Below are 25487 nucleotides of genomic sequence, written 5' to 3' on the forward strand. Positions count from 1 at the left end.
CGCACACCGCCAATTTACTTCCCCGCTAACCAATGGAGTGCGGGTTGACAAGGAGATTTTTGCTGTGATGAAACCCACACTTCTGATGGTGCATCCATCGAATGAGCTTTATGGTTCGGACCGAGTGTTGTTGGAAAGCATCCGGGCGCTGATGAATGACTGGAAGATCGAAGTCTGGTTGCCGACGGACGTGGCATATCCGGATCGGTTGCTCTCGAAGGAGCTGGACGCACTCGGTATTACGAACTTCGACATCAATCTGCCAGTTTTTCGTCGTGCACTCATGACGCCTCGCGCATTCCCAACCCTCGTCCGTCGATACCTCACGACATTCCGGCGCTTGCGCCAACGAAAGCCCGACGCGGTATATGTGAATACGTCGGCTCTCGCATCTGTAATTCACATGTGCAGAATCCAGCGCGTGCCTGCGGTAATGCATTTGCATGAGTATGTTGACGGAACTGCGCGTCGAGTAATACAACCACTTATTGGGGGCCCGTCAGAGATTATCGCAGTGAGCAAGGCGATCACCCGTCCACTGAGCAAGGCTCTGCAGAACAAAACTCATATCGTGTACAACGGTTTCAACATCGACGTGTTGCCCGAGAACAACGTTCAAACTCCCCTGGTGGTCGCAGTAGCGAGCCGCTGGACCCCTGGCAAAGGATATGGTGAGCTGTTTGATGCGTGGGATCTAGTAGAGCGCCGGGATGTTGAGCTTCACGTGCTTGGCGGACCTCCACCAAGCGGCGAGGTGTACGACGTACATGAACGCATCAGACGACTGCGTAGGCCTGATTCCGTAAAGGTAATCGGCGAGGTCTCTGATATCCGAGAGGCATTGACACAGGCACACGCGATAATCGTTCCTAGCCGCAACCCGGATCCGCTGCCCACGATTGCAATTGAAGCTAACGCCTTTGGGCGCGCCGCGCTTGCAAGTATCAATAAGGGCGGCCTTTCTGAAATTATCGAAGATGGCGTGACCGGTGCGTTCTTCAACCTTGATAGCCCGCAGGAATTGGCAACCATTCTGGAGACACTAGATGTTGAGACACTCCAGCGTATGGGTGTTGAGGGGCGCGAACGGTATAAGCGACTCTTCGACCCGCAGCGGTTTGCAAATGACATTCATCGAATTGTTTCTCCCCTTGCGCCAGCTCCCGGAAGTAAGAAGAGATAATGCCGATTTCATCCTCCGTCAGCATCGCCATTCCGCTATATAACGTTGCGAACCTGGTTGAAGAGACCCTGGACTCCGTGCTACAGCAAACGGCCTGGGGGATGGCTGAGATTAGCCTGCTCTTGATCGATGATTGCTCACCAGACGGATCTGTAGCCGTTGCAGAGAATTATCTACAGAGAGCTCCTTCACGACCTGCTTACCGCCTCGTTCGGCATCAAGAAAACCGTGGGCTGGCAGCTGTAAGGAACACCGCAATCGCCGAATCCAGTACAGATTTCATCTGGTTTGTCGATTCTGACGACACAGTGGATCCAACGATGCTAGAGAAGATGCTGCAGCGTATGACCATCGACGTCGATATCGTGGCTACTAACGTCGTCCGATCTCGTCCGGATGGCTCTGCATCACAAGTGCGCATGAGAGATTACGACGCTGACCAATCTTGGAGCGGGAGCGAAGCCCTTGGCGAGATGATTGCTGGACGCTTTGACGCGTTTACTGTGAATAAACTCGTTCGCAGTAGCCTTTACGAGGGAATAGTCTTCCCCGTCGGAAGCACCTATGAGGATGTCGCGGTAATGGGTGCTCTCCTGGTGAAAGCACGCCGGGTGGAGTTCATCAATGAGGCGCTTTATCGCTACCTTTTTCGAGAGGAAGCAATTACCTCCTCAGTTTCTCCGCGGATCGGCGACCTGTTGGATAACACGCTTCTCTGCCTACAGGGCATAGATAGCCATGCCAGTTCGGCGCTCAGCGTTTCCGAGCAAACTCGTTTTCTTTATCGAAACGCTCTGATCCCGATCGCAAACTTAACGAGCTCAGTCATTAACGAACCTGCTTTTTCTCAGGTTAAAGCGAAGGCTCGAGACGCTCAGGACCAGAGCGCTCCAGGCTATTTTTGGAGCGCTAAAGAGAGAAAACTTGCTTTTCTCGCCTATTTGCTAAACCACGCACCAGCCGCCTACCGAATTCTTTACCGAGTGTCGAAGCGAGCTCGGGTCTAGACTGGGTGGTTCAGTAGACTTCGGAATCACCACGTAGTCGTCGTTCAATCACGACGAGGATGTCTTTCGGGGAAGAATAAAATAGTTGCAATGCGAAATGTCCCATTGCTCGCGTGCGAGATTGGCCCGGGTACCTGCTCGCAAGATGATAGCGACGTAAAAGCGGTCGACGCTGTATGAAGTTTGCCTTTCCTCGGTGCTTTGAAAGATAGCGCTTGATACCTTCAGCATGGCGTCTGCTTCGCGAAGTAAGGTGTTCCTGACCATCACCGACTCCGATGAGAACGAGGGACTCCTGGACTACACCGTAGACGTTTTTCGAGCCGAGATATCTAGTTATGAAATCAAGATCGTTTGCGACCCAAAGCGATCCGTCAAAACCTCCTAGTTCGCGAAAAGTGCTGGCACGTATCAAGAAGTTACTTCCCGTAAAGCCAGGGTTTTTAGCTACAACATCACGTTGCGTGTGACCTTCAGCCATGCGTGAAGCAGGTACAAGACGACCATTTTCGTAGCTCAAATCTGACCAGGAGACGAGAAGGCTGATTGCGGGGCGTCGCTCAGCAGCTTTGAAGAGCTCTTCGAGAAAGGTTGGTGCCCACTCGTCGTCGTCATCGAGGAAAGCTATCCATTTGGTAGATAGATTCCGTGCACCCAGATTTCTTGATGAACCTGCGGACTTCTCGTCAATCTGGCTGCCATCGATATAAACTACTGCGGCATAGCTTTCCACAAGGGCACGAGTTGAATCAGCGCCTAAATCGTCGACGACGACGATGCGTTTTGGCTGTTGTGTCTGCCCTAATACGGATTCAACGGCTCGTTTCAAGGAGACGTCACGATCATGAGTTGGGATTACGCACGTAACGTCGGCCACGTTGGGCATTGGGGCAGGCGGGGTCAATCGATCACACTTCTAGTTTGATGTGTTGCGTGGCCAAAGCCACGCATGGGCGGTCAGGAAAGTGGGGCTCAGGAATAATCATGCCAGACGGAATCGCCGAATCGACGCCCGGAATGATTCTTTCGCGGACAAGGATTATTGGGTCTGCGGCAGCTCACACTAGAATCTAAAGCTATATGCCATAAAGGGGAATGCGAGAACGCACAATCGGTACCGGTGGGCTGTCCGATGGACAGACACGCGTGTGAGTGCAATTTATGGCAACCTATTGCGGGCGATCCCAAACGAACTTGGCACGAACCGAACGAGCAAGGAAAACGAGATGCAGATTTCAGTAATTGGCTGTGGATATCTGGGCGCGGTGCACGCTGCTGCACTTGCGGTCATGGGACATGAAGTGGTCGGCATCGACGTCGACGAGCGGAAAATTGCTGATCTCAGCCAGTCCCGAGCACCCTTCTTCGAACCTGGTTTGCCCGAAGCCCTGACCGAAGGATTTGCGGCTGGCCGCCTCGCGTTTAGTAGTGAGATCTCCGAAGCAAAGAATGCCACCGTCCACTTTATCGCCGTCGGAACGCCCCAGAAAGCCGGCTCAAACGCAGCTGATCTAACCTATGTCTTCGCTGCAGTCGAAGCGCTGATGCCTCACCTCAAGCCCGGCGACCTTGTGGTTGGAAAATCAACCGTTCCAGTGGGAACCGCGCGTCGGATTGCGGAGCTTATCGCGCCAACCGACGCGCGTTTGGCCTGGAACCCCGAGTTCCTTCGCGAAGGCTTTGCAGTGAATGACAGCATGCATCCTGACCGAATCGTCTACGGGCTTGCCGATGACGGTAACCGCGATGAACTAAAGCAAGTTCTTGACGCGGTCTACGCTACTCCCATCGCTGAGGGCGCACCGGTGCTTGTTACTGAACTAGAGACTGCTGAGTTGGTCAAGGTTTCCGCGAATGCCTTTCTTGCAACCAAGATCTCTTTCATCAACTCGATGGCTGAAATCGCGGAGGCGACGGGAGCCGACGTAACTGAACTGGCCGATGCGATCGGACTAGATGCACGAATTGGGCGCCGTTTCCTCAACGCTGGAGTTGGTTTCGGCGGTGGCTGTCTGCCCAAGGACATTCGTGCACTTATGGCGCACGCGGATGAAATTGGAGTGGGGGACTCGGTCGCGTTCCTCAAAGAAGTTGATGAAGTAAATCTCCGGAGAAGGGCGCACGTGGTATCCCTGGCAGCAGAGATGCTGGGTGGCAGCGTTGCGGGAAAGCGTATTTCGCTTCTCGGTCTCTCCTTCAAGCCCGAGAGTGACGATATCCGGGATTCTCCTGCGTTGTCTATCGCCCGTCTGCTTTCAGAAGATGGGGCATCGGTCGTCGCTACCGACCCTGAGGCGATTGAAAACGCTCGACGGGTACTCACTACGGTGGAGTATGCCGATTCTGTTGAATCAACGGTAGCGAACGCTGATCTCGTCATTCTCCTCACAGAGTGGAAGTCCTTTGTGCAGATTGATCCTAGCGCGCTGTCCCCGCTAGTTTCTGCAGCGAAAATAATCGACGGTCGCAATGTTCTTGACGCCCAGCGCTGGTTAGCTGCGGGATGGGACTATCGCGGGATGGGCCGCTACCGTCACGAAGCGACTGGTCACTAGCTAGGGACGATCGGCACCGCGAAACGCGAAAATGGGCGGCTCACTCAGTAAATGAGGGAGTCGCCCATTGTGCTTTTGGCGTTCAAGGTTCGTTTTGAATGTACACGTGCTCGAACGTAATAAGGTCTCCGACAATCGGTTTTGCGCGAACTAGAGCGATATCTCGGGCATCCGAAAGCGGCGCGTATCTGCAGGAAGACCGCACAGTGATAGCACAGTGTTATTCGGGAGGGTCGCCAGCCAATCGGGTCGGGGTAAGACGTTAGGGCCTGCATATACGTACTGCACTCCGTGAAACTGTCGTGGAGCGTTGGAAAGGCCGCGCCGCCGCGGAATATGCCACCCGCCGTGAGGGCTAAATCAGGAAGGCCCTAAGCCTGCACGGCTACGCGATCGATGATTGCTCTCGAGCGGGCACCGGTACGGCGACACTCTTCGCCGGCGGGAATTTCGGCAGACGGAAGAGATACTTCAACGGTGTACGCGAGAGCAATGCATACGCCCCCAGCGAGACGGCGGCGAGGAAAATCATCCCCGTGACCGGCCAAATCCAGCGAATCACATCGGCCATGAGGATCGTCTGTAGCACAGGAATCGTCATCACGAGCCACGCGACCGGCTGATGGAGGATAAACATCTGCAGGGTACGCTGTCCGAGCCAACCAAAGACCCGCGCGAACAAACTCCAGCGGCAGGCAATGGATACCAGTGCGATGGTCGCCATCGCGGCGAGGAAGTGCTGAAGGGTCCAGGTGTAAAACGAGAGAACCGGAATGCTCTCGGTCGCGACGGCGAGGAACCCTGCGGCCACCGCGAACACCGGGAGAAGAACGGCCTTGAGCCCGACACGGTCGGTGAAGAACGCCAGGAACCAGTCCTTAAAATAGACGCCGGCGGCGAAGAATGTCCCATAAATGATGATTCGGTTGGGCAGGCCGATACCCGCTTCTAAGAGCAGCGGCAGTGCCACGGCAAAGACCGAAAAACCGACCCAGCGGGGCGCACGCCGAAGAAGAATGACCAGGAAGTTCCACGCCCCGAGAACGTATACAAACCACAGTACCGAGTTGGGGGTGTAGAGGTTCCTGATGTACTGCGAGACATCAACCGCCGCCCCGGGAAGGGGCTGCCCGATGAGGAGCCGGATAACGAAATACAGCGTTGTCCAGACGATCACGAGATACACCGAGCTCACGACGCGGTGCATGCCCACACGCAGCGGACGCTTTCACAGTGCCGAAGACGCGAGAATCCCCGATTCCAGAAAGAGCAACGGCATCCGGATGGGCTCCATGAAGCTACTCAAGGCCGCCCAGGCCTGCGTGACCATGCCGGGGTCGGTGTCATACGGTTCAATAATCCACATCTGAAAGTGGAGCATCAGAACCGCGAGCACGGCTACAGCGCGAGAAGCGTCAACCCACACTAAGGGGGGGGGAATTGCGGTCCTTTACAATTACTTATATTTGTAAAACTGAAGCTCAATAGGTGTGTCGCGTATGGCACGAACCTTCGTCGGGACGCAAACGCCTCGCGCGATGCATGAAAACACGAGTGCCGCCCCGGAAAACCGGGGCGGCACTCGTGTTGAGGGAGCGGACGCTACTTCTTGTTAGCCGCGAAGAAGTCGGCCAGCTTGTCCGTCTGGAAGGCGGTGGCCAGCTGTCCCATCTTGACCTCGTCGAGGCGCACGATCGACTGTCCGTCCGGCGAGGTGCCGGTACCGCTGGTCGGGGCGGTGATGAACTGCACGTCCTCACCGCGCACGCCCGCGAGGCTCGGTGCGAGGCCGGCCACGTAGGCTGCGTTCATGCCGCTGTCGGCCTTGAGGAACGGCGAGATGGCGTCGATCGACTCGATCACGCGGCCCGGGTTCGTCAGGGTGTCCTTGCTCAGCAGCTTGTTCATGACGCCCTTCATATACAGCTGCTGGTTGCGTGCACGCTGGTAGTCGCCGTCCTTAAAGGAGTAGCGCTCACGCACGAACGACAGGGCGTCCTTACCGCTCAGGGTGATCTCACCCTGCTTGAAGTGCTGTTTGCCATGGGTAGCCGTGAACGCGATGGGGTTGTTGATCGTCACGCCGCCCAGTGCGTCGGTCAGGCCCTCAAAGCCATCGAAGTCGATCACGGCAACGTGGTCGATACGGGCGTTAATCAGGGTCTCCACCGTCTGCACGGCGAGCTTCGGGCCACCGTACGCCATCGCGGCGTTGATCTTGGCCGAGCCGCGGCCCGGAATCGGTACCCAGCTGTCACGCATGATCGAGGTGACAAAGATGCCCTCGCGGTTGCCCGGAATGTGCACGATCATCATCGAGTCGGAACGGTCGCCCTTGATATTGTCGAGTTCCTTATCGCCAATCTCGCCGCGGGTATCCGAACCCAGCAGCAGAATGTTCTGCGAGCCCGTGTCGCTCTTCGCGGGGCGGCCAGCCTCATCGGGGAATGGATCGTCGATCTTCTCGTAGGCGTCAAACTTGTTTGCGAGGGTCAACGCGAAGATACCGCCACCCACGGCGATAGCGAGAATCACCACCACGATAGACAGCACAACTGTCAGGCTGATGCGTTTTTTCTTCGTAAGCGCCATAGGGGAGGTATGTCCTTGCCGGTTTGAGGGATGTGCCAAACAGCGGGCACAGGGCAGTCTCCAATAATAACCGGTGTGGATTGAAGGGCGATGATTTCCGAGCCGATTCTCAATATCGATGTCGTATTCCCGAGGACTCGGCCGGTGATTCCGGCATCCCGGTACGTCCCGCAGGTAACGGTTACGAGAGTAAGCTGGCACGCGGCGTGCCCACCTTTAGGGGCGCCACCTCCCGAAAGGCCCCACAATGTCGCAGCGTTCTGCCAGACTCCTCCCGCGCTGGTTCGCGCTCATCCTCGCCGTCATCATCGGATCGGCCATGTCGGTTCAGGTGCGGGTCAACGGCCACCTCGGTGAGGCCCTCGGCGACGGCCTCGCCGCCGCGGCGGTGTCGTTCGGCACGGGACTCGTGGTGCTGAGCGTCGGCATGCTCATCTCGCGTCACGGCCGCCGCGGTGTGGCCGCCGTGTTCCGCGGGGTATGGAACCGCACCCTGCCCTGGTGGATCCTGCTCGCCGGTTTCTGCGGTGCCTTCCTCGTGTTCAGCCAGAGCCGCGTGGGCATCATCGTGGGAATCGCCATGTTCAGCGTCGCCGTGGTCGCCGGGCAGACCGTTTCCGGGCTCATCATCGACGGCGTCGGGTTCGGCCCGCTGGGCCGGGTACGCCCGAGCGCCAACCGCATGATCGGTGCCGCCCTCGTGCTCGTCGCCACCGGATGGTCCGTCTCCGGCAAAATCTCCACCGACATTCCGCTCTGGGCGCTCGCCCTGCCCTTCATCGCGGGCATCCTGCTCGGCTGGCAGCAGGCCGTCAACGGCCGCGTGCGTGCCGCCGCACAGAGCGTGCTCTCCGCGACGTTCCTCAACTTTCTGTTCGGCACGTTTGCGCTCCTCGTTGCCGTATTCGTGAGCGGTGGCCCGCACTTCACCGAGTTCACCTGGCCGACCGATCCCACCCTCTACCTCGGCGGCATCATCGGCTGCGTCTGCATCGGGCTCTCCGCCTGGATTGTCTCCTCCACCGGGGTGCTCCTCATGGGAATGGGAATGATCGCCGGGCAGCTCGTCACCGCCGTGATCCTCGACCTCATCGATTTCGGTGCCGACCAGATGTCCATCGCCACCGTCGGCGGAGCGCTCCTCGCGCTCGTTGCCGCGATCCTCGCCGGGCTACCCCGGTGGGGACGGCACCGCCCCGCGCACGCGGTACCCGAGCCGGCCGACGAGACCACGGCCGGGTAGAGGCCCCGGAAATGACGAAGCCCGCATCCTCGAATGGATGCGGGCTTCGTCGTACCGGATACGCCTAGGCGTCCAGTACCGAGAGGAACTTCTCGGCCGTGATGGTGCGCGGACGCTCGGACTTCTCCCGAGGGATCTTGCCCCCCACATACAGCCAGCCCAGCAGCTTTTCGTTCGGGGCCAGGGCGTGCATTTCGTGCACGGGCTCGGATCGGGTCAGGCCGCCGGTGCGCCAGAGAACGCCCCAGCCGGCCTCATCCAGGAGAAGGCTCAGGACGTGCGCCACCCCCGAGGCCACCGCCTCCTGCTCCCACTCGGGCACCTTGTGGCTCTTCCTCGGAGAAAACACCACGGCGATGAGGAGCTCGGCACGCAGGGGCTTTGAGGAGGGGGAATCCTTACCCTCGGCCGCCGAAAGCGCGGCACCCAAGCGGATACGCGCATCACCGCGCAACTCAATGAGCCGCCACGGCTCCAGCCCGCTGTGATCGGCCACGCGGCCGGCCGCACCCACCAGGCGCAGAAGCTCCGCATGATCCGGGGTCTCCGCGGAAACCTTCGACCGTGATCGCCGCGCCAGCGCGGCCTCATACGCCCCCGCGCTCACGCTACTCGGAGTCCGCGGCGGTGAAGTTGAGCGCGATCGAGTTCATGCAGTAGCGGTCGCCCGTGGGGGTGCCGAAACCATCATCGAACACGTGGCCCAGGTGGGAATCGCAGGTCGCGCAGCGCACCTCGGTGCGCACCATGCCCAGCGAGGAGTCCTCGATGAGCTTCACGGCCTCGGGACGGACCGATTCATAGAAGCTCGGCCAGCCGCAGCCGGAATCAAACTTGGTACCGCTCTTGAACAGTTCCGCACCACAGGCGGCACAGGTGTACAGGCCGGCGCGCTCCTCATCGAGAAGCTCACCCGTCCACGGGCGCTCCGTCGCAGCCTCACGCAGCACCTGGTACTGCTCGGGGGAAAGTTCTTCACGCCATTCGGCGTCGCTCTTGTTCACGGGGGTGGTCATTGCGTCTCCTTCGGGTGGTGGTCCACTCCTAATCTAACGCTCCGCGGCACGCTTTGTTCCCGTGTCCGCCACGCACGCTTACCCGCATACTCCCGGCCGGTCCACCGAAGCGTTCAGAGATTCGGGTTAGGATTACCCAACACGGACCTCTCGGGGTAAGCACAACTGGCGGGGAGATGACAATGAGTTCCGATTCCACGGCATCAACGCCGGAACCCGTTCGCGCCGGTGCGCTGACGGACCGCGAGCGTGCCATCCTCGAGTTTGAAAACCGCTGGTGGCAGCATCCAGGGCTGAAGGAGGAGGCGATCCGCGCCGAACTCTCGCTCTCCCCGGCCCGCTACTATCAAATTCTCTCCGCCCTGATCGATCGCCCGGCGGCCCTCATCTTTGATCCGATGCTGATCAAGCGTCTCCAGCGGCTGCGCCAGGCGCGGCAGGCCGCACGTGAGCGCCGCGTCACCGGCCAACACTAGCCCCCTGGCTGTCTCCGGCCTGAGCGCCGGCACCCGCTCGTCCCACTCTTTCCCGCCGAGAAGATCCCCTCCTCTCGATTGATCCGCCCACAAGGAACCGACCAGATGCGCGAACGCTATCCCCACGACCGCTTTGATAACGCACCCAAGAACTCCAAGCGGGTGGGTGCCCACCGGGCAGCCGGCGCACTGCCGCCGCGGCGCTTGGGTTGGCTGGTCGCCATCATCGCCGTGGTTGCTCTCGTGCTCGCGGGCATCATCTACATCGCCGTGCAGAACGGCCGGATCGACTTCACCCCGCCGGCAAACACCTCGAGTGCGCAGCCCTCCACCGATCCCGACGGGAATGCCACCGAGGAACCCGGTACCGACGAGGGCGCGACACCGGGCAATGGCGAGAGCGAAGCCCCCTCGAATGAGCCCTCCACCCCGCCGACTGGCGACCTCAAGGCCGACCCGACGGCCGTGGTGTACGTCCTCAACGGAACCACCACGACCGGGCTGTCTGCCGGCGCTGCCGCCAACCTGAAGAAGGATGGCTGGACTCAGCAGATCAACGTGGGTAACGCCTCCTCCCGAACCGTGCGTGAGAGTGCCGTTTACTACCACGCCGCGGCCGGCGAACAGGCCGCGCGAGCACTGGCCTCGAACCTCGGCATCTCGAAGGTGCTCAAGTCCAACGAGTTCGCGACCGTCAAGGGCGGCGGTGCCGCACCGGTCAACCAGGTCGTGGCCGTTCTCGGCGCCGACTACTCGGCCAGCAACTAGTACTGAGCGGGGCCGCGAGCGGCTCCCCGGGGATGCGAACAGGATTCGACCCGTTTGCATCCCCAAAAATCGACGGATTTCGCCTAGGGTGGCCGCATGGTCGGAACTCATTCTCCCGGTGGTGTCTCCCGGGTCGCACGCGCACTCGCCCTCCTGCTGGCGGGTGGTGTGCTGCTGAGTGCCTGCGCCACCCATCCGAAACCCGGGGCGTCCGAAGCCGGCTCGGTAGCGCCGAGTGCCCCTCCGGAGACCTCGCCCCTGACGGGGATGCCGGTGACCTCGGCCACCGAGACCAGCCCCGCGCTCTCCGCGAAAATCGGAAACGACGCGGAGGCGCGTCCGCAGCGGGGGCTCGACCAGGCGGATATCGTCTTCGAGGAGCTCGTTGAGGGCGGACTCACGCGGTACGTGGGCGTGTGGCAGTCGCGCATCCCGAAGGAAATCGGGCCGCTGAGATCCATTCGACCGATGGACCCGGATATCGTCTCGCCGTTTGGCGGCCTCGTTGCGTACTCCGGCGGGCAGCAGATCTTCGTGGACATGATGCGCGCGGCCCCGGTGAAAAACTACGTGCACGGTGACGCAAACGCAGACCCCTTCATGTATCGCTCGAAAGACAAACCGGCCCCTCACAACGTCATTCTGCGTGCGCAGGACCTCCTGAAAAAGGAGGCCGCACTGGCCCCTCCTCGCCCGCAGTTTGACCATTCGGACGGCCCGGAATCGGCCACCGCGGCACTCTCGGGTGTGCCCGTGGCCTCGATTCACACCACATTCTCGGCGTTCCGGAAACAGTCCTGGGACTGGGCCGAGGCCGGCGGCTCGTTTGTGCGATCGCAGCAGGGGCACCCCGATCTCGCGGCCGATGGGAAGCCTCTGTCCGCGATTAACGTCGTTTCGCTCCGGGTCGAGATTTCCCATCAGTATCCGGATGTCCCGAAGACCGAACTAATCGGTTCGGGTGTGGGCCAGGTGGCCACCGCGGGAAAGACCATCGCCGTGAGCTGGGCCAAGGCGTCGGCTACCGAACCGATCCGGCTCACCGCCGAGGACGGGAGCGCGGTTCTACTGGCCCCGGGCAACACCTGGGTTGAGCTGGTGCCGCTGGTTCCCGGGGCCGACATCACCGTTCAGTAGCGCCGAACGGCACGGTGTTAGTGTGCCGTAATCTGAGCCCTTCGGCTTGCACTCATAGGTGGAGAGTGCCAGAATCGAATTAGCACTCACATTCCCCGAGTGCTAACCCTGTTTTCGACGTCCGGGAGGGACGAAAAACCACATGGCAAAGATCATTGCTTTTGACGAAGAGGCCCGCCGCGGTCTTGAGCGCGGACTGAACACGCTCGCCGACGCCGTCAAGGTCACCCTTGGCCCGCGCGGTCGGAACGTAGTACTTGAGAAGAAGTGGGGCGCCCCCACGATCACCAACGATGGTGTGTCCATCGCCAAGGAGATCGAGCTCGACGACCCGTACGAGAAGATCGGTGCGGAGCTCGTCAAGGAGGTCGCCAAGAAGACCGATGACGTCGCCGGCGACGGTACCACCACCTCGGTGGTTCTGGCCCAGGCTCTGGTCCGCGAGGGTCTGCGCAACGTCGCAGCCGGCGCCGACCCCATCAGCCTGAAGAAGGGCATTGAGAAGGCCGTTGCCGCGGTCATCGCCGAGCTGACCGAGGCCTCCAAGGAGATCGAGACCAAGGACCAGATCGCCGCTACCGCGTCGATCTCGGCTGCCGACACCGGCATTGGTGAGATCATCGCCGAGGCCATCGACAAGGTTGGTAAGGAGGGTGTGGTCACCGTTGAGGAGTCCAGCACCTTCGGCACCGAGCTCGAGCTGACCGAGGGTATGCGCTTCGACAAGGGTTACCTGTCGGCCTACTTCGTGACCGACCCCGACCGCCAGGAGACCGTCTTCGAGGATGCCTACATCCTCATCGCAGACTCCAAGATCTCCTCGGTCAAGGACCTCTCCCCGGTAGCCGACCTGGTCATGCAGACCGGCAAGCCCCTCGTCATCATCGCCGAGGATGTGGACGGCGAAGCGCTGACCACCCTCGTCGTGAACAAGATCCGTGGCATCTTCAAGTCCGCCGCCGTCAAGGCTCCGGGCTTCGGTGAGCGCCGCAAGGCTCAGCTCAAGGACATCGCCGTACTGGCCGGTGGAGAGGTTATCTCCGCCGAGCTCGGCCTGACCTTCGAGCAGATCAAGCTGACCGACCTGGGCCGTGCCCGCAAGGTGGTCATCACCAAGGACGAGACCACCATCGTTGAGGGTGCCGGCGACGCCGACGCAATCGCCGGTCGCGTGGCTCAGATCCGTCGCGAGATCGAGGCAACCGACTCGGACTACGACCGTGAGAAGCTGCAGGAGCGTCTGGCCAAGCTGGCCGGCGGTGTTGCGGTCATCAAGGCCGGTGCCGCAACCGAGGTCGAGCTCAAGGAGCGCAAGCACCGCATCGAGGACGCCGTGCGTAACGCAAAGGCTGCCGTCGAAGAGGGCATCATCGCCGGTGGTGGCGTTGCCCTGATCCAGGCCGGCAAGCTGGCCTTCGAGAAGCTGGAGCTCGTCGGCGACGAGGCAACCGGTGCAAACATCGTTCGCGTGGCCATCGAGGCCCCGCTGAAGCAGATCGCACTGAACGCCGGCCAGGAGCCCGGTGTTGTGGCCGCCAAGGTCCGCGACCTGCCCGTCGGCCACGGCTTCAACGCCGCATCCGGCGAGTACGGTGACATGATCGCCCAGGGCATCATCGACCCGGCTAAGGTCACCCGCTCGGCACTGCAGAACGCCGCATCGATCGCCGGTCTGTTCCTGACCACCGAGGTCGTCGTGGCTGACAAGCCCGAGAAGGCTGCTCCGGTAGCCGGTGGCGACGGCGGCGGTATGGACTTCTAAGTCCCCCTCGCTTCACACGGGACGGGCGCTCTCCTTCGGGAGGGCGCCCGTTTTGCTGTACACAAAGCCGACGAGTCCAGATAACAAGTGCAGAGGGCACGGCCCTGAGGATGGAGGCGATCGTCAGCTCAGACAGGCAGGCTGAGCCCTCAACCAACAGGGGGAAATCATGGCGCAGCAAGTATCACCCGAGAACTTCATCCATATCTCATATACCGAACCGGGGTGGAAGGCAGATCCGCAGAAACTCTTGGATGCTGCTCGGCGGTGGAGATCTCCGGATTCCATGATGCTCCCTCGATTCGACGTCGACACCTTTCAGCGGACGCACGGGCTTACTTCCACTGTCGAAAATGCTATCGAGGAGGCCACCCCGCAACAGGTTCTGACGAGGATGACAGCGCCGGAGTTCCTCAACGGCCCGATCGAACACCCGTGGGCAGAGGACGGCACGATACTGTCGAAGATCCGGGATGCAATGGAGCACGGTCGTCCGCTTGAACTGGTACTTCCTTCGTTTGCAGGCCGGCCCCATAACCCAGCTGCCCATCGGCGGGTAGCCCCCGACCTCGGCGAATTGTATGCACTTCAGCTTCTGAAAAATATCTCCGATGCCGTGACCCGACTGCATGCTCCAGGACTTGTTATCACTCTGCTACTGGATGGTCGTGCCCATCGTGACTTTTACGGATATAGCGATCATGAAGGCATGCCGTATGCGTCAAACTTATGGCGACAAATTGATCTTCTGGGGGCGCGCGGGCAAATCCAGATTGTTGAATTGCATGATTTGATGTCAGCCCGAGCTTCGGAGCTTTCGGACATCGACGAACGGGTTCGTAGCTCCATCTCAGAAAAATGGACGGACAAAAGCTTCCCCCAACGGGCACACCTGATTCGCGCCCTGCGTCAGGGGACCGAAACGACCGCAATCTCTTCTGCGCTCATAGAGATGTACAAATCCGGCGACTCGTTTCCGATATCGGTTCAAGATTTCGCGGATCAAGCCGAATTAATTGTGCAGGAACGTGCGGAACATACCGCTTTTGAGTATGCGGTGCTCATGACAAAGCTTCGTGAACTTGATGTTATTGGGCGTGCTTTTCCACAGGCCATACGTGGAACCGTGCATCCTAAACCAGGACAGTATGCTCCGATCTTGAAAAATGTGAGAACAATTATTTCACCCTGGCACGGCGTCGCGATTCTCACCGCTTCCGGCGAGATCGTAACGGAATACGAGAGCATGATTTTTCAAGAGTTCGAACGTTTCCGTGCGGTGTACATCTACGGTGACGAGGCCCCGTTTTACTATGAGGAGCTCACCGAGTGAGCGTGATGCGTGCCTAGACGGCGGCCGCGGCTTGCCATCCGAGCCAGACTGACCGCACTGGGGCTTGCGCAGGTATTCGCGTCCACCGCGGCAGGCGTTGCGCTCACCGTGGTGACGCCAACGGCATTCCGTCTCTCCGGTTCGGGACAGATATCGGGGCTTGCCCAGACCTCAATGATTGTTGGCGCAAGCGTCCTGACCTTTCCCATCGCGAGGCTCGCTCAAAAAAGTGGGCGAGGAACCGCACTCGCGGTGGCGTTCGCCCTCGCCGCAGGTGGTGCCGGGGGCACGATCGGGGCGGTGAGTATCGAATCTTGGCCCCTCTTTCTCGTCGCGCTTTTCCTGGTTGGGGGTGGTACCGTCGGAGGCCTGGCCACAAGATTTGCCGCGGCGGATATCGTCGAGAAACCAGCGAGTGTTCCCCTCGCCATCAGCCTGATTCTCTGGGCGGGCACGATTGGTGCCCTGCTCGGACCCAACCTCGTGGGCCAGATGAGCGCGGCCTCGCACCTGGGGCCATATCAGCTCTTGCTCATCCTCTACATGCTCGCCATCGCCGCATCATTTGCGGGTGCGAACGGGAAGCGCCCCCACATCGCGTTTGCAGCCAAGCGTCGTGTGCGGCTCAGTGAGATCCCGATGCTCTTGCGAAAGCATCGGTCCGCAACCCAGGGGCTGATCATCACGCTCGTTTCGCACGCCGCGATGATCGCGCTGATGGGAATGGCCCCGGTGCACCTGAGCCATCTCCAGACCTCGGCCGGGGTGGTTGGGCTCATCATGAGTGCTCACCTGGTAGCCATGTATGTTTTGAGCCCGGTTTTTGGGATGCTCGCCCGGTGGCGAGGTGCAGGGGTAGTCGGCGTGGCAGGCCTCATACTGTCCGGGGTATCCGCCGTGATTCTTGCCCTGGCGTCTACGAATACGCCGTGGCTATTCCCGGTTGGTCTGACCCTCCTCGGATTTGCCTGGTCGATGGGGATCGTTGCGGGGTCTGCGCTTGTGTCTGGCAAAATTCCTGAGCCGGAGCGAGGCGTCTTTCAGGGGCTTACCGACCTCGGTATGAATGTCTCCGGGGGCGTTTTCAGTGTTCTCGCGGGCCTCGTGATGGCAGCCCTCTCCTATGAGGCGCTTGCCTGGACCATCGCCGCAATTGTGCTCGTTGTGCTGGGCGGTTTCCTCAGGCCACCCAGGACAAGAGGTTTCTGACCGACCTCGTAGGCTACCGTCCTCTGGCCATTGGTGGCGGCGGTGTGGACCGCTCAAACCACGCCTCGCTTCACACAGACGATCGATCTCCTTCCGGAGGGCACCCGTTTTGGCGTGCCGGCTAGGCTCGCGGGGGCCAGGGGACCAGGCGTGAGGTACGGGCGCGATAGGCCGCGTAGGCGGGGTATTTCGCGCCGGAGAGGGACTCGGCCATGACCGTCGATCCGAAGGACTGCGCGGTCAGCAGAACCGTGCCGATGATGGTCCAGGACAGTAGCGGACCGACGGCCGCGGCTCCGATCGCGTAGAACACCCACCACATGAGGATTTCGCAGAACAGGTTGGGATGCCGCGAATAGCGGAACAGGCCGGTGCTGATGAATCCCTCGGTGAGCGGCTTCCCGGCCGTCGCGGCCGCATGCTTGCGCTGCTGGAAGCGCCACTGCTGGCCGTCCGCCGTGCCCTCTCCCACGAGCAGAAGCATAAAGATGGCGGCGAGGATCCAGTCGAGAACCCCCAGCGGCGTACGGTGCTCGTAGGCGGTCCATGCGGGCAGAATCAGCAGGAGCAGGAGCGCCTGCTGATAGACGCTGATGAAGAGCGCGTGAAAGACCACCCACTGTGCCGGAGTGAGTTTCTGACGCACGGTGCCCCAGCGGTAGTCCTCGGCACCGCGGCGAAAGCCACCCTTGCGGGCATAGTTGAACGTCAGCCGCACGCCCCAGGCGGTGGCCAGCACTGCGAGGAGGTTCAGCCGTGCATCGCCGAGACCCGCAGCACCGGCAAACACCCACGCGTAGACGATGGGCAGAATCGACCACAGCCGATCGAGCCACGCCGATGAGCCGCGCCTCGCCGTCACCGCCCAGGTCAGCACGGCCACCACCGCAAAAATCACAACGCACACGAGTAGCGGATTGATCGCGGACATACCCAACGCTGGTCTCCTTGCCACCGGAACACCCCGTCCCCGGTGCGCCCCATTCTTGCAACGTGCGCGGGGGAGGGCAAGCATCCGGGGAAAATCCGGGCAGTCTGGGGACAAAAACCGGTCGCCGTCGACGCGTGTGAATGTTTCCCCAGGCCAGTGAAGCCAGGAAGTTTCTCACGGACCTCGTGGATTGCCGCCGTGACGGGGTGCTTCGCGGTGAACTGGGCAAAGAAAAACCCCGGCAGCATAACGAATCATGTTCGACAGAGGCATGTGCCGGGGACTTCGAGGCCAGCGTAACACGTCAACAGGGGAGCAGCCAATGGTTATCTTTTCCGAGCGGTATTTTTGCGCACTCGAGCGGGCGATATCCCTGAGGAGGATGCGCGTGTATGTGGCTGCCGCAAGGGGAGACCGAGAGGCCGCACTCGAGCTCTACCTCTGGGATCGCCGGCTGGCGATCGGTTTTCTCGCGGATATTGCCCTACTGGAACCCGCGCTTCGAAACGCGATGAATGCCCAGATTGTGAGGAGATGGGGTCCGGAGTGGTACGCAGACCCATCCGTACTCCTCGACGAACGGACCAGGCATCAGTTGAGCGCGGCGTGGGTGAGGGCTTCAGAATCGAAAATGCCGGACGACGTCATCGCGCACTGCATGTTTGGATTCTGGCGAGGCCTGCTTGACCGGGGCGACCACGTGGGGCGAGCCCCGCGTCGGGTCCGCTGCAACTACGACAGCTTGTGGCGCGGGGTGCTCGACCGGGCATTCCCCGGCGGCCGGGAGCAGGCGGAAATCGATGGGCAACGCTGGCAGCGAGGATATGCGCTCTCCATCGTGAGCCGCATCAACGCGCTGCGAAACCGGGTGGCGCATCATGAACCGTTTATCAACGGCATCCAGCTTCCGGGACAGGAACTCGTGGTGAGCGTTGAGACTGCTCACCAGGATTGCCTCAGGCTTGCCTCCATGATCGATCGGGATCTCCGCACCCTTCTCCTCGCAACGTCGGAAGTAGCGGCGATCATCGCGCAGAACCCGCTCCCCATCGCCGCTCAGGGAGGGCCCGCGGCGGCCCCTGATACGACGGCAAAGCCCCCGGAACCGTAGCCGGTTCCGGGGGCCGTGTAGTGCCCTGGGGAGGGTGGTTAGATCGCTGCCTCAGACCAGGCGTCGTGGTTACCGAAGCGGTGTGCGGTAATCGAGACGGCCTGCTCGTGCAGGAACGGCAGCAGCTCAATGCGGCCGGCCTCGGTGATCGGGTCGCGGTAGAACGCCAGCTCGGGGCGTCCACCGGCGGCGGCGTACTCGTCGGCGCTGCTGGTGCCCACCACGCGAATGCGCGCGAGGTCGGTCTTCGGCAGCGTGGCGAGCCAGGCGGCGTCCGACTCTGCGGTGAGGCGCAGACCCGCGGTGCGGGCGGCTGCCTCGAGCGCGCCGGGGAGCGCCAGACCGGTGCTCACCGGAACCGAACCGCCGGCGCGAACGGCGGCGATCAGGACGCGCACGGCGTCGGTCAGGGCCGCGTTCTCCGCGATCCGCACGCCGGTGTGGGCGGGCAGGTAGCGGAAGATGTTGCGCTCCAGCACGAGGGCGGACACATCGGTGATCGCACCGAACTCGGCATCCCAGGCGGCCTGGTCGAGGGCGGCGGCGCGCAGCAGCGCGGCGGTGTCGGCACCCGAGGCGTCGATGATGGCGCGCACGCGAGCGTCGATCGAAACCTGCGGTACGCTCGCCGCGGCGGCGGGAGCAAACGAACCGAGACCAAACAGGTAGTTCGGTCCGCCGGCCTTCGCGCCGGCACCGATGGCCGAGCGCTTCCAGCCACCGAAGGGCTGACGGCGCACGATCGCACCGGTGATACCGCGGTTGACGTACAGGTTTCCTGCCTGCACACCGTCAAGCCAGATCTTCAGCTCGGCGGCATCCAGCGAGTGGAGACCCGCGGTCAGACCATACGCGGTGCCGTTCTGCACTCGGATGGCGTCCTCCAGGGTCGGGACGGCCATCACGCCGAGCACCGGACCGAAGAACTCGGTGGTGTGGAAGCGGCTACCCTCGGCCACGCCCACGCGCACGCCGGGGGAGTACAGCTGCCCCTCGGCGTCGAGCCTCTTCGGCTCCACGGCCCAGGTTTCACCCGGGGCCAGCTCGGTCAGGGCCCAGGCGAGCTTGCCGGCGGCGGGCTCGATGATCGGGCCGACCTGCGCGGCGAGGTTGGTCGGCAGGTCAACGCGCAGGCTGGTTGCGGCGTCAACGAGCTGGTTGATGAAGCGCTCCGAACGGCCCATCTCACCCACCAGGATGACGAGGCTCGCAGCCGAGCACTTCTGACCGGCGTGGCCGAAGGCCGAGTACACGACGTCCGCCACGGCGAGGTCGATGTCGGCGCTCGGGGTCACGATGATCGAGTTCTTCCCCGAGGTCTCGGCGAGCAGCGGGAGGTCCGAACGCCAGGAGCGGAACAGCTCGGCGGTCTCAAACGCACCGGTGAGGATCACGCGGTCCACGCTCGGGTGCGAGATTAGCTGCTTGCCCAGCTCACCCTCGGCCACATCCGCGAGGATCAGCACCTCGCGCGGCACACCGGCAGCCCAGAGCAGCTCGGCAATGACGGCGGCGCAGCGGCGTGCCTGCGGGGCGGGCTTCAGGATCACGGCGGATCCCGCGGCCAGCGCTGCGAGGGTCGAACCGGTGGGGATCGCGATGGGGAAGTTCCAGGGCGGGGCCACCACGGTCAGTGCCGCGGGGGTGAACTCGGCTCCCTGCAGGGCCTCCAGCTCCTCGGCACGCTCGGCGTAGTAGGCGGCGAAGTCGATGGCCTCGGAGATCTCCGGGTCGGCCTGGTCGAGGCTCTTGCCGGTTTCAACCGCGGCAACCTCGATCAGCTCACCGCGGTGCGCGGCCAGCTCGCGGGCCACCTCACGCAGCACGCGGGCACGCTCGGCGGCACCGGCGGCCTGCCACGCGGGCTGGCTGGCACGGGCACCGGCGACGAGCGTCTCCACCTCATCGGCGGAGTGCACGGCGGCCGCGGCGATTCCGGCGAGACCCAGCTCGGAGGAGGGGATACGCGCGGCGATGTCGTGAGCCCAGCGGATGTTGGCGGGCAGCGAGGAGTCGGTGTCCGGGGTGTTGTCGAAACCACCAACCGGGGCGACCGGCGTCTCGTTCAGACGGGTCTGGGTGCGGTTTGCACCCGGCACGGTGGCATCCACCGCGGCCAGGGAGTCCAGGAAGCGGTTCTTCTCGCGCTCGAACAGCGCGGGCTCCTTGGTGAGCTCAAACACCGCGGACATGAAGTTCTGCGGGCTGGCGTTCTCCTCCAGGCGGCGCACCAGGTACGAGATCGCGGCGTCGAAGTTTTCCGGGGCAACCACCGGGGTGTAGAGCAGCAGCGAGCCCACGTCCTTCGAGATCGCGGCGGCCTGGCCCTCGGCCATGCCGAGCAGCATCTCGAACTCGACCCGGTCGGACACACCGCGTGCGGTGGCCAGCAGGTGCGCGTGAGCGATGTCGAAGAGGTTGTGGCCGGCGATACCGAGGCGCACGGCGTCGGTGTTCTCGGGGCGCAGCGCCCAGTCGAGCACGCGCTTGTAGTTGGTATCCGAGTCCTGCTTGGTGCCGTAGGTGGCGAGTTCCCAGCCGTGCACGGTGGCCGAGACGGTCTCCATCGCGAGGTTTGCGCCCTTCACGACGCGCACCTTGATACCGGCACCGCCGCGGGCGCGACGAGCCTGCGACCAGACGGTGAGATCCTGCAGCGCGCCGAGAGCATCGGGCAGGTAGGCCTGCAGCACGATTCCGGCCTCGAGGGTCAGGAACTCCGGGCGGTCCAGGATCTTCTTCAGCACGTCGATGGTCAGGTGGAGGTCGTGGTACTCCTCCATGTCCAGGTTGATGAACTTCGGGGTCGCGGAGGACGCGGCCAGCTCATACAGCGGCACCAGGCGGTCAACGACCTTGGTGACGGTGTTGTCGTAGTCCCACAGGCTCAGCTCGTTGACAACCGAGGACACCTTGATCGAGACGTAGTCGACGTCCGGACGCGCGAGCAGATCGCGGGTACCGGCCAGGCGGCGGTTGGCCTCGGCATCACCCAGCACGGCCTCGCCGAGCAGGTTGATGTTGAGGCGGTGACCGGCGGCCGAGAGGTGGCTGATGCCGCGGCCGAGCTGTGCCGGGCGCGCATCGAGGATCAGGTGGCTCACCATTCCGCGCAGCACGCGGCGGGCGATCGGCACCACGATGCCCGGCAGGATCGGGGCGAAAGCGCCACCGAGGCGCACCGCACCGCGCATGTATGCGGGCAGGAACTGCGGGGTGTGGGCGGCGAGGGCACGGAGGTTGCGGGCGGCGACGCCGAGGTCCTCGGGGCGAATCACGCGGTCAACAAAGCCCAGGGTGAAGTCGAGGCCGGCCGGGTCGCGCAGCGTCTCGGCGAGCAGGCTCGCGGAGCGGCTGGGTGCGTGATCCTTGCTCTCGGCAAGCCAGCGGCGAACGAGGGCGACGGCGTCCTCGCCGGGGACGGCGATGGGTTCGGTGGTCATGGTGTTCCTGACGACAAAGATTCCGATGTCAGCCGGATGCGGCTGATCCTGCCAATCTACGCCGAGACACCGGGAAAACTATTGGCCAGGAATAAGAGAAGATAGTCTGTTCATAGTTCAATTGCACAAATAAAGGCGGCGAGTATGGCCCTGACCGAGGATGTCGAGCTCCGCACCCTCCTCAGCACGATCGGATCCCCCCTCGCGCGGCTGCTCACCGCCGGCGGAGGCTCGGTACCGGTGCGCACCAGCGCGGTGATCGAGGCCGAGGAACTGCGCTCGCGCAGCCTGCCCGAGGCCGACGTCCTGCTGCTCATCGGCGTGCGAATCGAGGGGCTGGTGGAGCTCCTCGCGCTGGTCCCGGCGGGAAGCGTGCTGTTCGTGAAGCTCGCGAGCGAAAACCTCGACGCGATCGCCACCGCCCAGCAGCGGCGCGTGCACCTCGTGCGGGTGCACCCCGATGCCGGCTGGGATCAGCTCGCGGGCATCGTTCAGCGTGTGCTGGCACGCACGGCGCCGCTCGACACCGGGCGTGGCGATGATGCCGAAGACCTCTTCACCCTCGCCGAATCCGTGGCCGCGCAGGTGCGCGGGCTCGTGAGTATCGAGGGGCCGGGTGGGGAGGTGTTGGCCTACTCCCGCGCGGTGGCGGGCGCGGACGAGCTGCGCATCTCCTCGATCCTCGGGCGCCGCGGTCCGGCCGCACAGATGCGCCGACTGAGCGACGAGGGCGTGCTGACCGCGCTCGCCCGCGAAGACACCGTGCTCTACGTCCCGGCCACGGCCGATGGTCTGCGGCAGGAGCGTCTGGCGGTGGGGATCCATGACGCGGGCGAGTTCCTCGGCACGCTCTGGGTGCAGCGCGGGCCCACCGATTTTGCGCCGGATGCTCGCGAACTGCTGCCGGGCGCCGCCCGAATTGCGGTACGCGGTCTGCGCGGCCGGCCGGGTGGCCCTGGCCAGGAAGAACGGCTCGTGCGCGGTGGCCTCGGCCTCGGTGCCCACGGGGTCGAGCCCTCGGTCACCGACCGCTACGCCCTGGCCAGCATGCTCGACCCGCACCCGGGGGAGTTCCTCGCGGTCATCGGGTTCGCGGCTGAGTCTGCCGGAGGGCTCGGCGATCAGGACGCCGCCGCCCTCACCGGTTACCTTCGTCTGTCGGCATCGAGCCATCGTCGTCGGATCGTGGTGGGCACCCACCGCGGCCGCCTCTACGCGGTGGTGACCGGAACCGATCCCGATCGCCTCACCGAGTGGACCGAGAACGCCGTCTCGAGCCTGCGCGCGCGCCTCACGGCCGAACTTCGTGCCGGAATCGCCGAGGCCGAGGGCGGCCTACCCACCCTCGCCGAGGCGCGGCTGAGCGTGGACCACCTGCTGGACACCGTGGCCCGAGACCCGGCCCGGTTCCCCACGGTGGTGACCCGCTCCGGCCTGCGATCGGACGTGCTGCTGGGCGAGGTGACCGGCTGGCTGGCCGCCCGCCCGGACCTCCGCGATCCGCGGCTCACCGCGCTGCGCGCCCACGATGCCGAACACGACGGCTCGCTCGTGCCGAGCGTGCGGGTGTACCTCGATGCGTTTTCCGATGTGCGTCACGCCGCCGAACGGCTCGGCATCCATCCGAATACCCTGCGGTATCGACTGACCCGGGCACAGCAGATCAGCGGGCTCGACCTCGCCGATGCCGCAACCCGGCTGATGCTCGCGCTGCTGCTGCGGTTGCCGGAACCAACGGGATCTGGCGCGACTGAGTAGCGCGAGCCTGCCCGGCGTCGGCTAGAGCGAGGGTACCGAGTTCTGCGGCGGGGCGTCCGGTGCCTCGGTAAGCAGGGGTAACTCGACCCGGAACGTGGCGCCACCGCCGGGGGTCTCGGAAACGGTGACCGTGCCGTGGTGCGCGCCGATGATCGAGGCCACGATCGCGAGCCCCAGGCCGCTGCCGCCGGTTTCCCGGGTGCGCGAAGTATCCGCACGCCAGAAGCGCTGGAAGATCTTCTCGCGAATCTGCTCGGGGATGCCCTCGCCGTGATCGATGATCGCGATCGAGGCACGACGGGTCTCGCTGTTCGCCGAGACCCCGATCTCGATGGGGGACTCGGTGTCGGTGAAGCGCATCGCGTTTCCCATCAGGTTCGTGATGACCTGACGGATCTTGTTTTCCTCGGCCAGCACGATCGCGGGAATCTCGAGTGTCGGCACGGCGCTGGGCGCGGCCGAGTGGGTCTCGACCAGCTCGATCGGAGCCGAGGGGGTGCCGCGACGCGGGCGTCGCGCCCGCAGCCGGCTCACCAGTGAGGTGGGGGAGGTGAAGGGGCCCGTGCCCTCGGCGCGCGGACGGGTGGTGAAGGGACCGGTGCCCTCGCCGCGCACGCGGGACAGCGGTCCGGTCCCGGTACGCACGCGACCGGTGGTCGGTGCCTCCGGGGCGGGGGGCACGGCGGCGTCGGTCTCGGGGAGACGAATGACGCGCGTTGGGTCGAGCTGCTGCACCGCGTCATCCTCGAGGGTGGGGCGGGTGAGCGGCGGCGTCGCCTCGGCACCGGAGGTGACCGGCAGCGGCGGTCGCGGCGGTGCCCCCGCCGGAAGCGCGAGGGACTCCGGGGCGGGAGTCTCGGGAACGTAGTGATCCACCACGAGGGTGACGGCGCGGCCCGGGTCGGCGGCGCGGGCATCCATTACGGCATCGCGGGCCAGTGCCGAGAGGTCGAGGCGGCCGAGATTTAGCGGCTTGGTTTCGTCCAGGCGGGCGAGCTCCAGAAGGTCCTCGACGAGGGCCCCCATCCGGATGGCCTCCTTTTCGATGCGCTCCATCGCCTGGCTCACATCCTCGGGGCTCTGCAGCGCGCCCATCCGATACAGCTCGGCATAGCCGCGGACGGTCACCAGCGGGGTGCGTAGCTCATGGCTTGCATCGCCCACGAAGCGGCGCATCTGGCCGATGGTCTTGGCGCGGTCGGAGAATGCCTGATCGATACGATCGAGCATCGTGTTGAGGGAGCGGCTGAGCCTGCCCACCTCGGTATTGGGGGTCGTTACCGCCAATCGCTGGCTGAAATCTCCGTCGGCGATGGCCGCGGCCGTGTGCTCAACCTCGCGCAGCGGGGTGAACGTGCTGGTCACGAGGAGGCGGGTGAGCGCGGCCCCGAAGAGAATCACGGCGAGGCCCAGACCGAAGAAGATGGTCAGGTAGGTCGCGATGATGTTTTCGGCCTCGCGGGTGCTCGTGGCGACGAGCATCACGCCCTGCTGTTCGGGGCCGTCCTTGTACCAGACGGGAATCAGTACGGCGCGGAAGTGGGTCGAGCCGTTCGCACTGTCCAGCGCGAAGGGTGCGCGGCCACGCGAGAGGGCGTCCTGCAGCCGAATGTTTGTGGGCACGTTGGGAACCACGGCCGGGGCCTTTTCGCTCCAGTTGGTCTGTACCAGGTTGCCATCATCGGGCCAGTAGAACGCGAAGTAGAAGTCGTTGCCCGTGGTCGACAGGCCGCCGGAGGAGGTGGATGACTGATCGATCTTGCCGTAGGTGGCCATCGATTCGGCCGCGGCCTTCAGCCGCTCATCCACCTGCCCCTGCAGAGCCGGGCGGAGCATCGCCATGGTTCCGATTCCCGCAACGAGAATGCCAAAGGCCAGCACCAGTACGGTGACGCCGGTGATCTTTGTGCGCAGCGAGATCGAGTGCCACCACTCGCTGAGGGAATCGTGCATGGAGATGGGG

At 63.2% G+C, this 25487-nt stretch carries 20 protein-coding genes; 12 read left to right on the plus strand and 8 right to left on the minus strand.

Translation table 11 applies throughout. From position 1 onward, the window contains the following. Positions 1-67 precede the first annotated feature (67 nt). Both D9V32_RS03020 and D9V32_RS03025 read left to right on the plus strand, forming a co-directional pair. Positions 68-1183 carry a glycosyltransferase family 4 protein gene (locus tag D9V32_RS03020; protein WP_147440378.1) on the plus strand — a complete coding sequence of 372 codons (1116 nt, stop codon included), beginning with the start codon at positions 68-70 and terminating at the stop codon, positions 1181-1183. Beyond that, positions 1183-2190: a glycosyltransferase family 2 protein gene (locus tag D9V32_RS03025; RefSeq protein WP_121647419.1), complete on the plus strand. Its 1008-nt coding sequence runs from the start codon at positions 1183-1185 to the stop codon at positions 2188-2190. The genes D9V32_RS03020 and D9V32_RS03025 overlap by 1 nt, the downstream gene beginning before the upstream one ends. A gap of 10 nt (positions 2191-2200) precedes the next feature. Here the strand turns inward: D9V32_RS03025 and D9V32_RS03030 are convergent, their stop codons facing one another. Next, positions 2201-3067 (minus strand): glycosyltransferase family 2 protein, encoded by an 867-nt coding sequence (locus D9V32_RS03030; protein WP_183086154.1) that lies wholly within the window; start codon positions 3065-3067, stop codon positions 2201-2203. 349 nt (positions 3068-3416) lie between these two features. Between D9V32_RS03030 and D9V32_RS03035 the strand changes: the two genes are divergently transcribed. After that, positions 3417-4745, plus strand: a complete 1329-nt coding sequence (locus D9V32_RS03035; protein WP_121647421.1) for a UDP-glucose dehydrogenase family protein — start codon at positions 3417-3419, stop codon at positions 4743-4745. Between the two features lie 385 nt (positions 4746-5130). On the opposite strand, the gene D9V32_RS03040 is transcribed toward D9V32_RS03035, so the two are convergent. Both D9V32_RS03040 and D9V32_RS03045 read right to left on the minus strand, forming a co-directional pair. Beyond that, a complete protein-coding gene (locus tag D9V32_RS03040; RefSeq protein ID WP_121647422.1) occupies positions 5131-5952 on the minus strand; it encodes a hypothetical protein in 822 nt (273 codons plus the stop codon). A 395-nt stretch (positions 5953-6347) separates the two neighbouring features. After that, positions 6348-7298, minus strand: a complete 951-nt coding sequence (locus D9V32_RS03045; RefSeq protein WP_245981980.1) for an LCP family protein — start codon at positions 7296-7298, stop codon at positions 6348-6350. A gap of 286 nt (positions 7299-7584) precedes the next feature. Between D9V32_RS03045 and D9V32_RS03050 the strand changes: the two genes are divergently transcribed. Beyond that, on the plus strand, positions 7585-8580 hold the full coding sequence (locus D9V32_RS03050) for a DMT family transporter (protein WP_121647424.1): 996 nt from the start codon (positions 7585-7587) through the stop codon (positions 8578-8580). Between the two features lie 64 nt (positions 8581-8644). On the opposite strand, the gene D9V32_RS03055 is transcribed toward D9V32_RS03050, so the two are convergent. After that, positions 8645-9187 carry a nitroreductase family protein gene (locus tag D9V32_RS03055; RefSeq protein ID WP_121647425.1) on the minus strand — a complete coding sequence of 181 codons (543 nt, stop codon included), beginning with the start codon at positions 9185-9187 and terminating at the stop codon, positions 8645-8647. Position 9188: 1 nt separating this feature from the next. Next, positions 9189-9596, minus strand: coding sequence for a peptide-methionine (R)-S-oxide reductase MsrB (gene msrB, locus D9V32_RS03060; protein WP_121647426.1), 408 nt, complete (start codon positions 9594-9596; stop codon positions 9189-9191). A 182-nt stretch (positions 9597-9778) separates the two neighbouring features. On the opposite strand from msrB, the gene D9V32_RS03065 reads away from it, so the two are divergent. The 6 genes from D9V32_RS03065 (at position 9779) to D9V32_RS03090 (ending at position 16281) form a co-directional block, all read left to right on the plus strand. Continuing rightward, positions 9779-10072 (plus strand): DUF3263 domain-containing protein, encoded by a 294-nt coding sequence (locus D9V32_RS03065; RefSeq protein ID WP_220700641.1) that lies wholly within the window; start codon positions 9779-9781, stop codon positions 10070-10072. Positions 10073-10177: 105 nt separating this feature from the next. Continuing rightward, the gene (locus tag D9V32_RS03070; protein ID WP_121647428.1) at positions 10178-10840 is read left to right on the plus strand and encodes a LytR C-terminal domain-containing protein; all 663 of its coding nucleotides are present in this window, start codon (positions 10178-10180) and stop codon (positions 10838-10840) included. Between the two features lie 96 nt (positions 10841-10936). Further along, a complete protein-coding gene (locus D9V32_RS03075) occupies positions 10937-11977 on the plus strand; it encodes a DUF3048 domain-containing protein (RefSeq protein WP_121647429.1) in 1041 nt (346 codons plus the stop codon). A gap of 142 nt (positions 11978-12119) precedes the next feature. Continuing rightward, positions 12120-13739: a chaperonin GroEL gene (groL, locus tag D9V32_RS03080; protein ID WP_121647430.1), complete on the plus strand. Its 1620-nt coding sequence runs from the start codon at positions 12120-12122 to the stop codon at positions 13737-13739. Between the two features lie 169 nt (positions 13740-13908). Next, on the plus strand, positions 13909-15072 hold the full coding sequence (locus tag D9V32_RS03085) for an L-tyrosine/L-tryptophan isonitrile synthase family protein (RefSeq protein WP_121647431.1): 1164 nt from the start codon (positions 13909-13911) through the stop codon (positions 15070-15072). A gap of 9 nt (positions 15073-15081) precedes the next feature. Beyond that, the gene (locus tag D9V32_RS03090; RefSeq protein ID WP_121647432.1) at positions 15082-16281 is read left to right on the plus strand and encodes an MFS transporter; all 1200 of its coding nucleotides are present in this window, start codon (positions 15082-15084) and stop codon (positions 16279-16281) included. 121 nt (positions 16282-16402) lie between these two features. Here the strand turns inward: D9V32_RS03090 and D9V32_RS03095 are convergent, their stop codons facing one another. Further along, on the minus strand, positions 16403-17212 hold the full coding sequence (locus D9V32_RS03095; RefSeq protein WP_245981982.1) for a DUF1295 domain-containing protein: 810 nt from the start codon (positions 17210-17212) through the stop codon (positions 16403-16405). Between the two features lie 322 nt (positions 17213-17534). Here D9V32_RS03095 and D9V32_RS03100 point away from each other — a divergent pair, with 322 nt between their 5' ends. After that, positions 17535-18323, plus strand: coding sequence for an Abi family protein (locus D9V32_RS03100; protein WP_121647433.1), 789 nt, complete (start codon positions 17535-17537; stop codon positions 18321-18323). A gap of 38 nt (positions 18324-18361) precedes the next feature. Here D9V32_RS03100 and D9V32_RS03105 read toward each other — a convergent pair whose 3' ends face one another. Further along, positions 18362-21766, minus strand: coding sequence for a proline dehydrogenase family protein (locus D9V32_RS03105; protein WP_121647434.1), 3405 nt, complete (start codon positions 21764-21766; stop codon positions 18362-18364). A 144-nt stretch (positions 21767-21910) separates the two neighbouring features. On the opposite strand from D9V32_RS03105, the gene D9V32_RS03110 reads away from it, so the two are divergent. Then, positions 21911-23524, plus strand: a complete 1614-nt coding sequence (locus D9V32_RS03110; protein ID WP_121647435.1) for a PucR family transcriptional regulator — start codon at positions 21911-21913, stop codon at positions 23522-23524. A gap of 21 nt (positions 23525-23545) precedes the next feature. On the opposite strand, the gene D9V32_RS03115 is transcribed toward D9V32_RS03110, so the two are convergent. Next, positions 23546-25477 (minus strand): sensor histidine kinase, encoded by a 1932-nt coding sequence (locus tag D9V32_RS03115; protein WP_121647436.1) that lies wholly within the window; start codon positions 25475-25477, stop codon positions 23546-23548. Between the last annotated feature and the right edge of the window lie 10 nt (positions 25478-25487).

This window comes from Mycetocola tolaasinivorans, from assembly GCF_003667565.1.
Classification (GTDB): domain Bacteria; phylum Actinomycetota; class Actinomycetes; order Actinomycetales; family Microbacteriaceae; genus Mycetocola; species Mycetocola tolaasinivorans.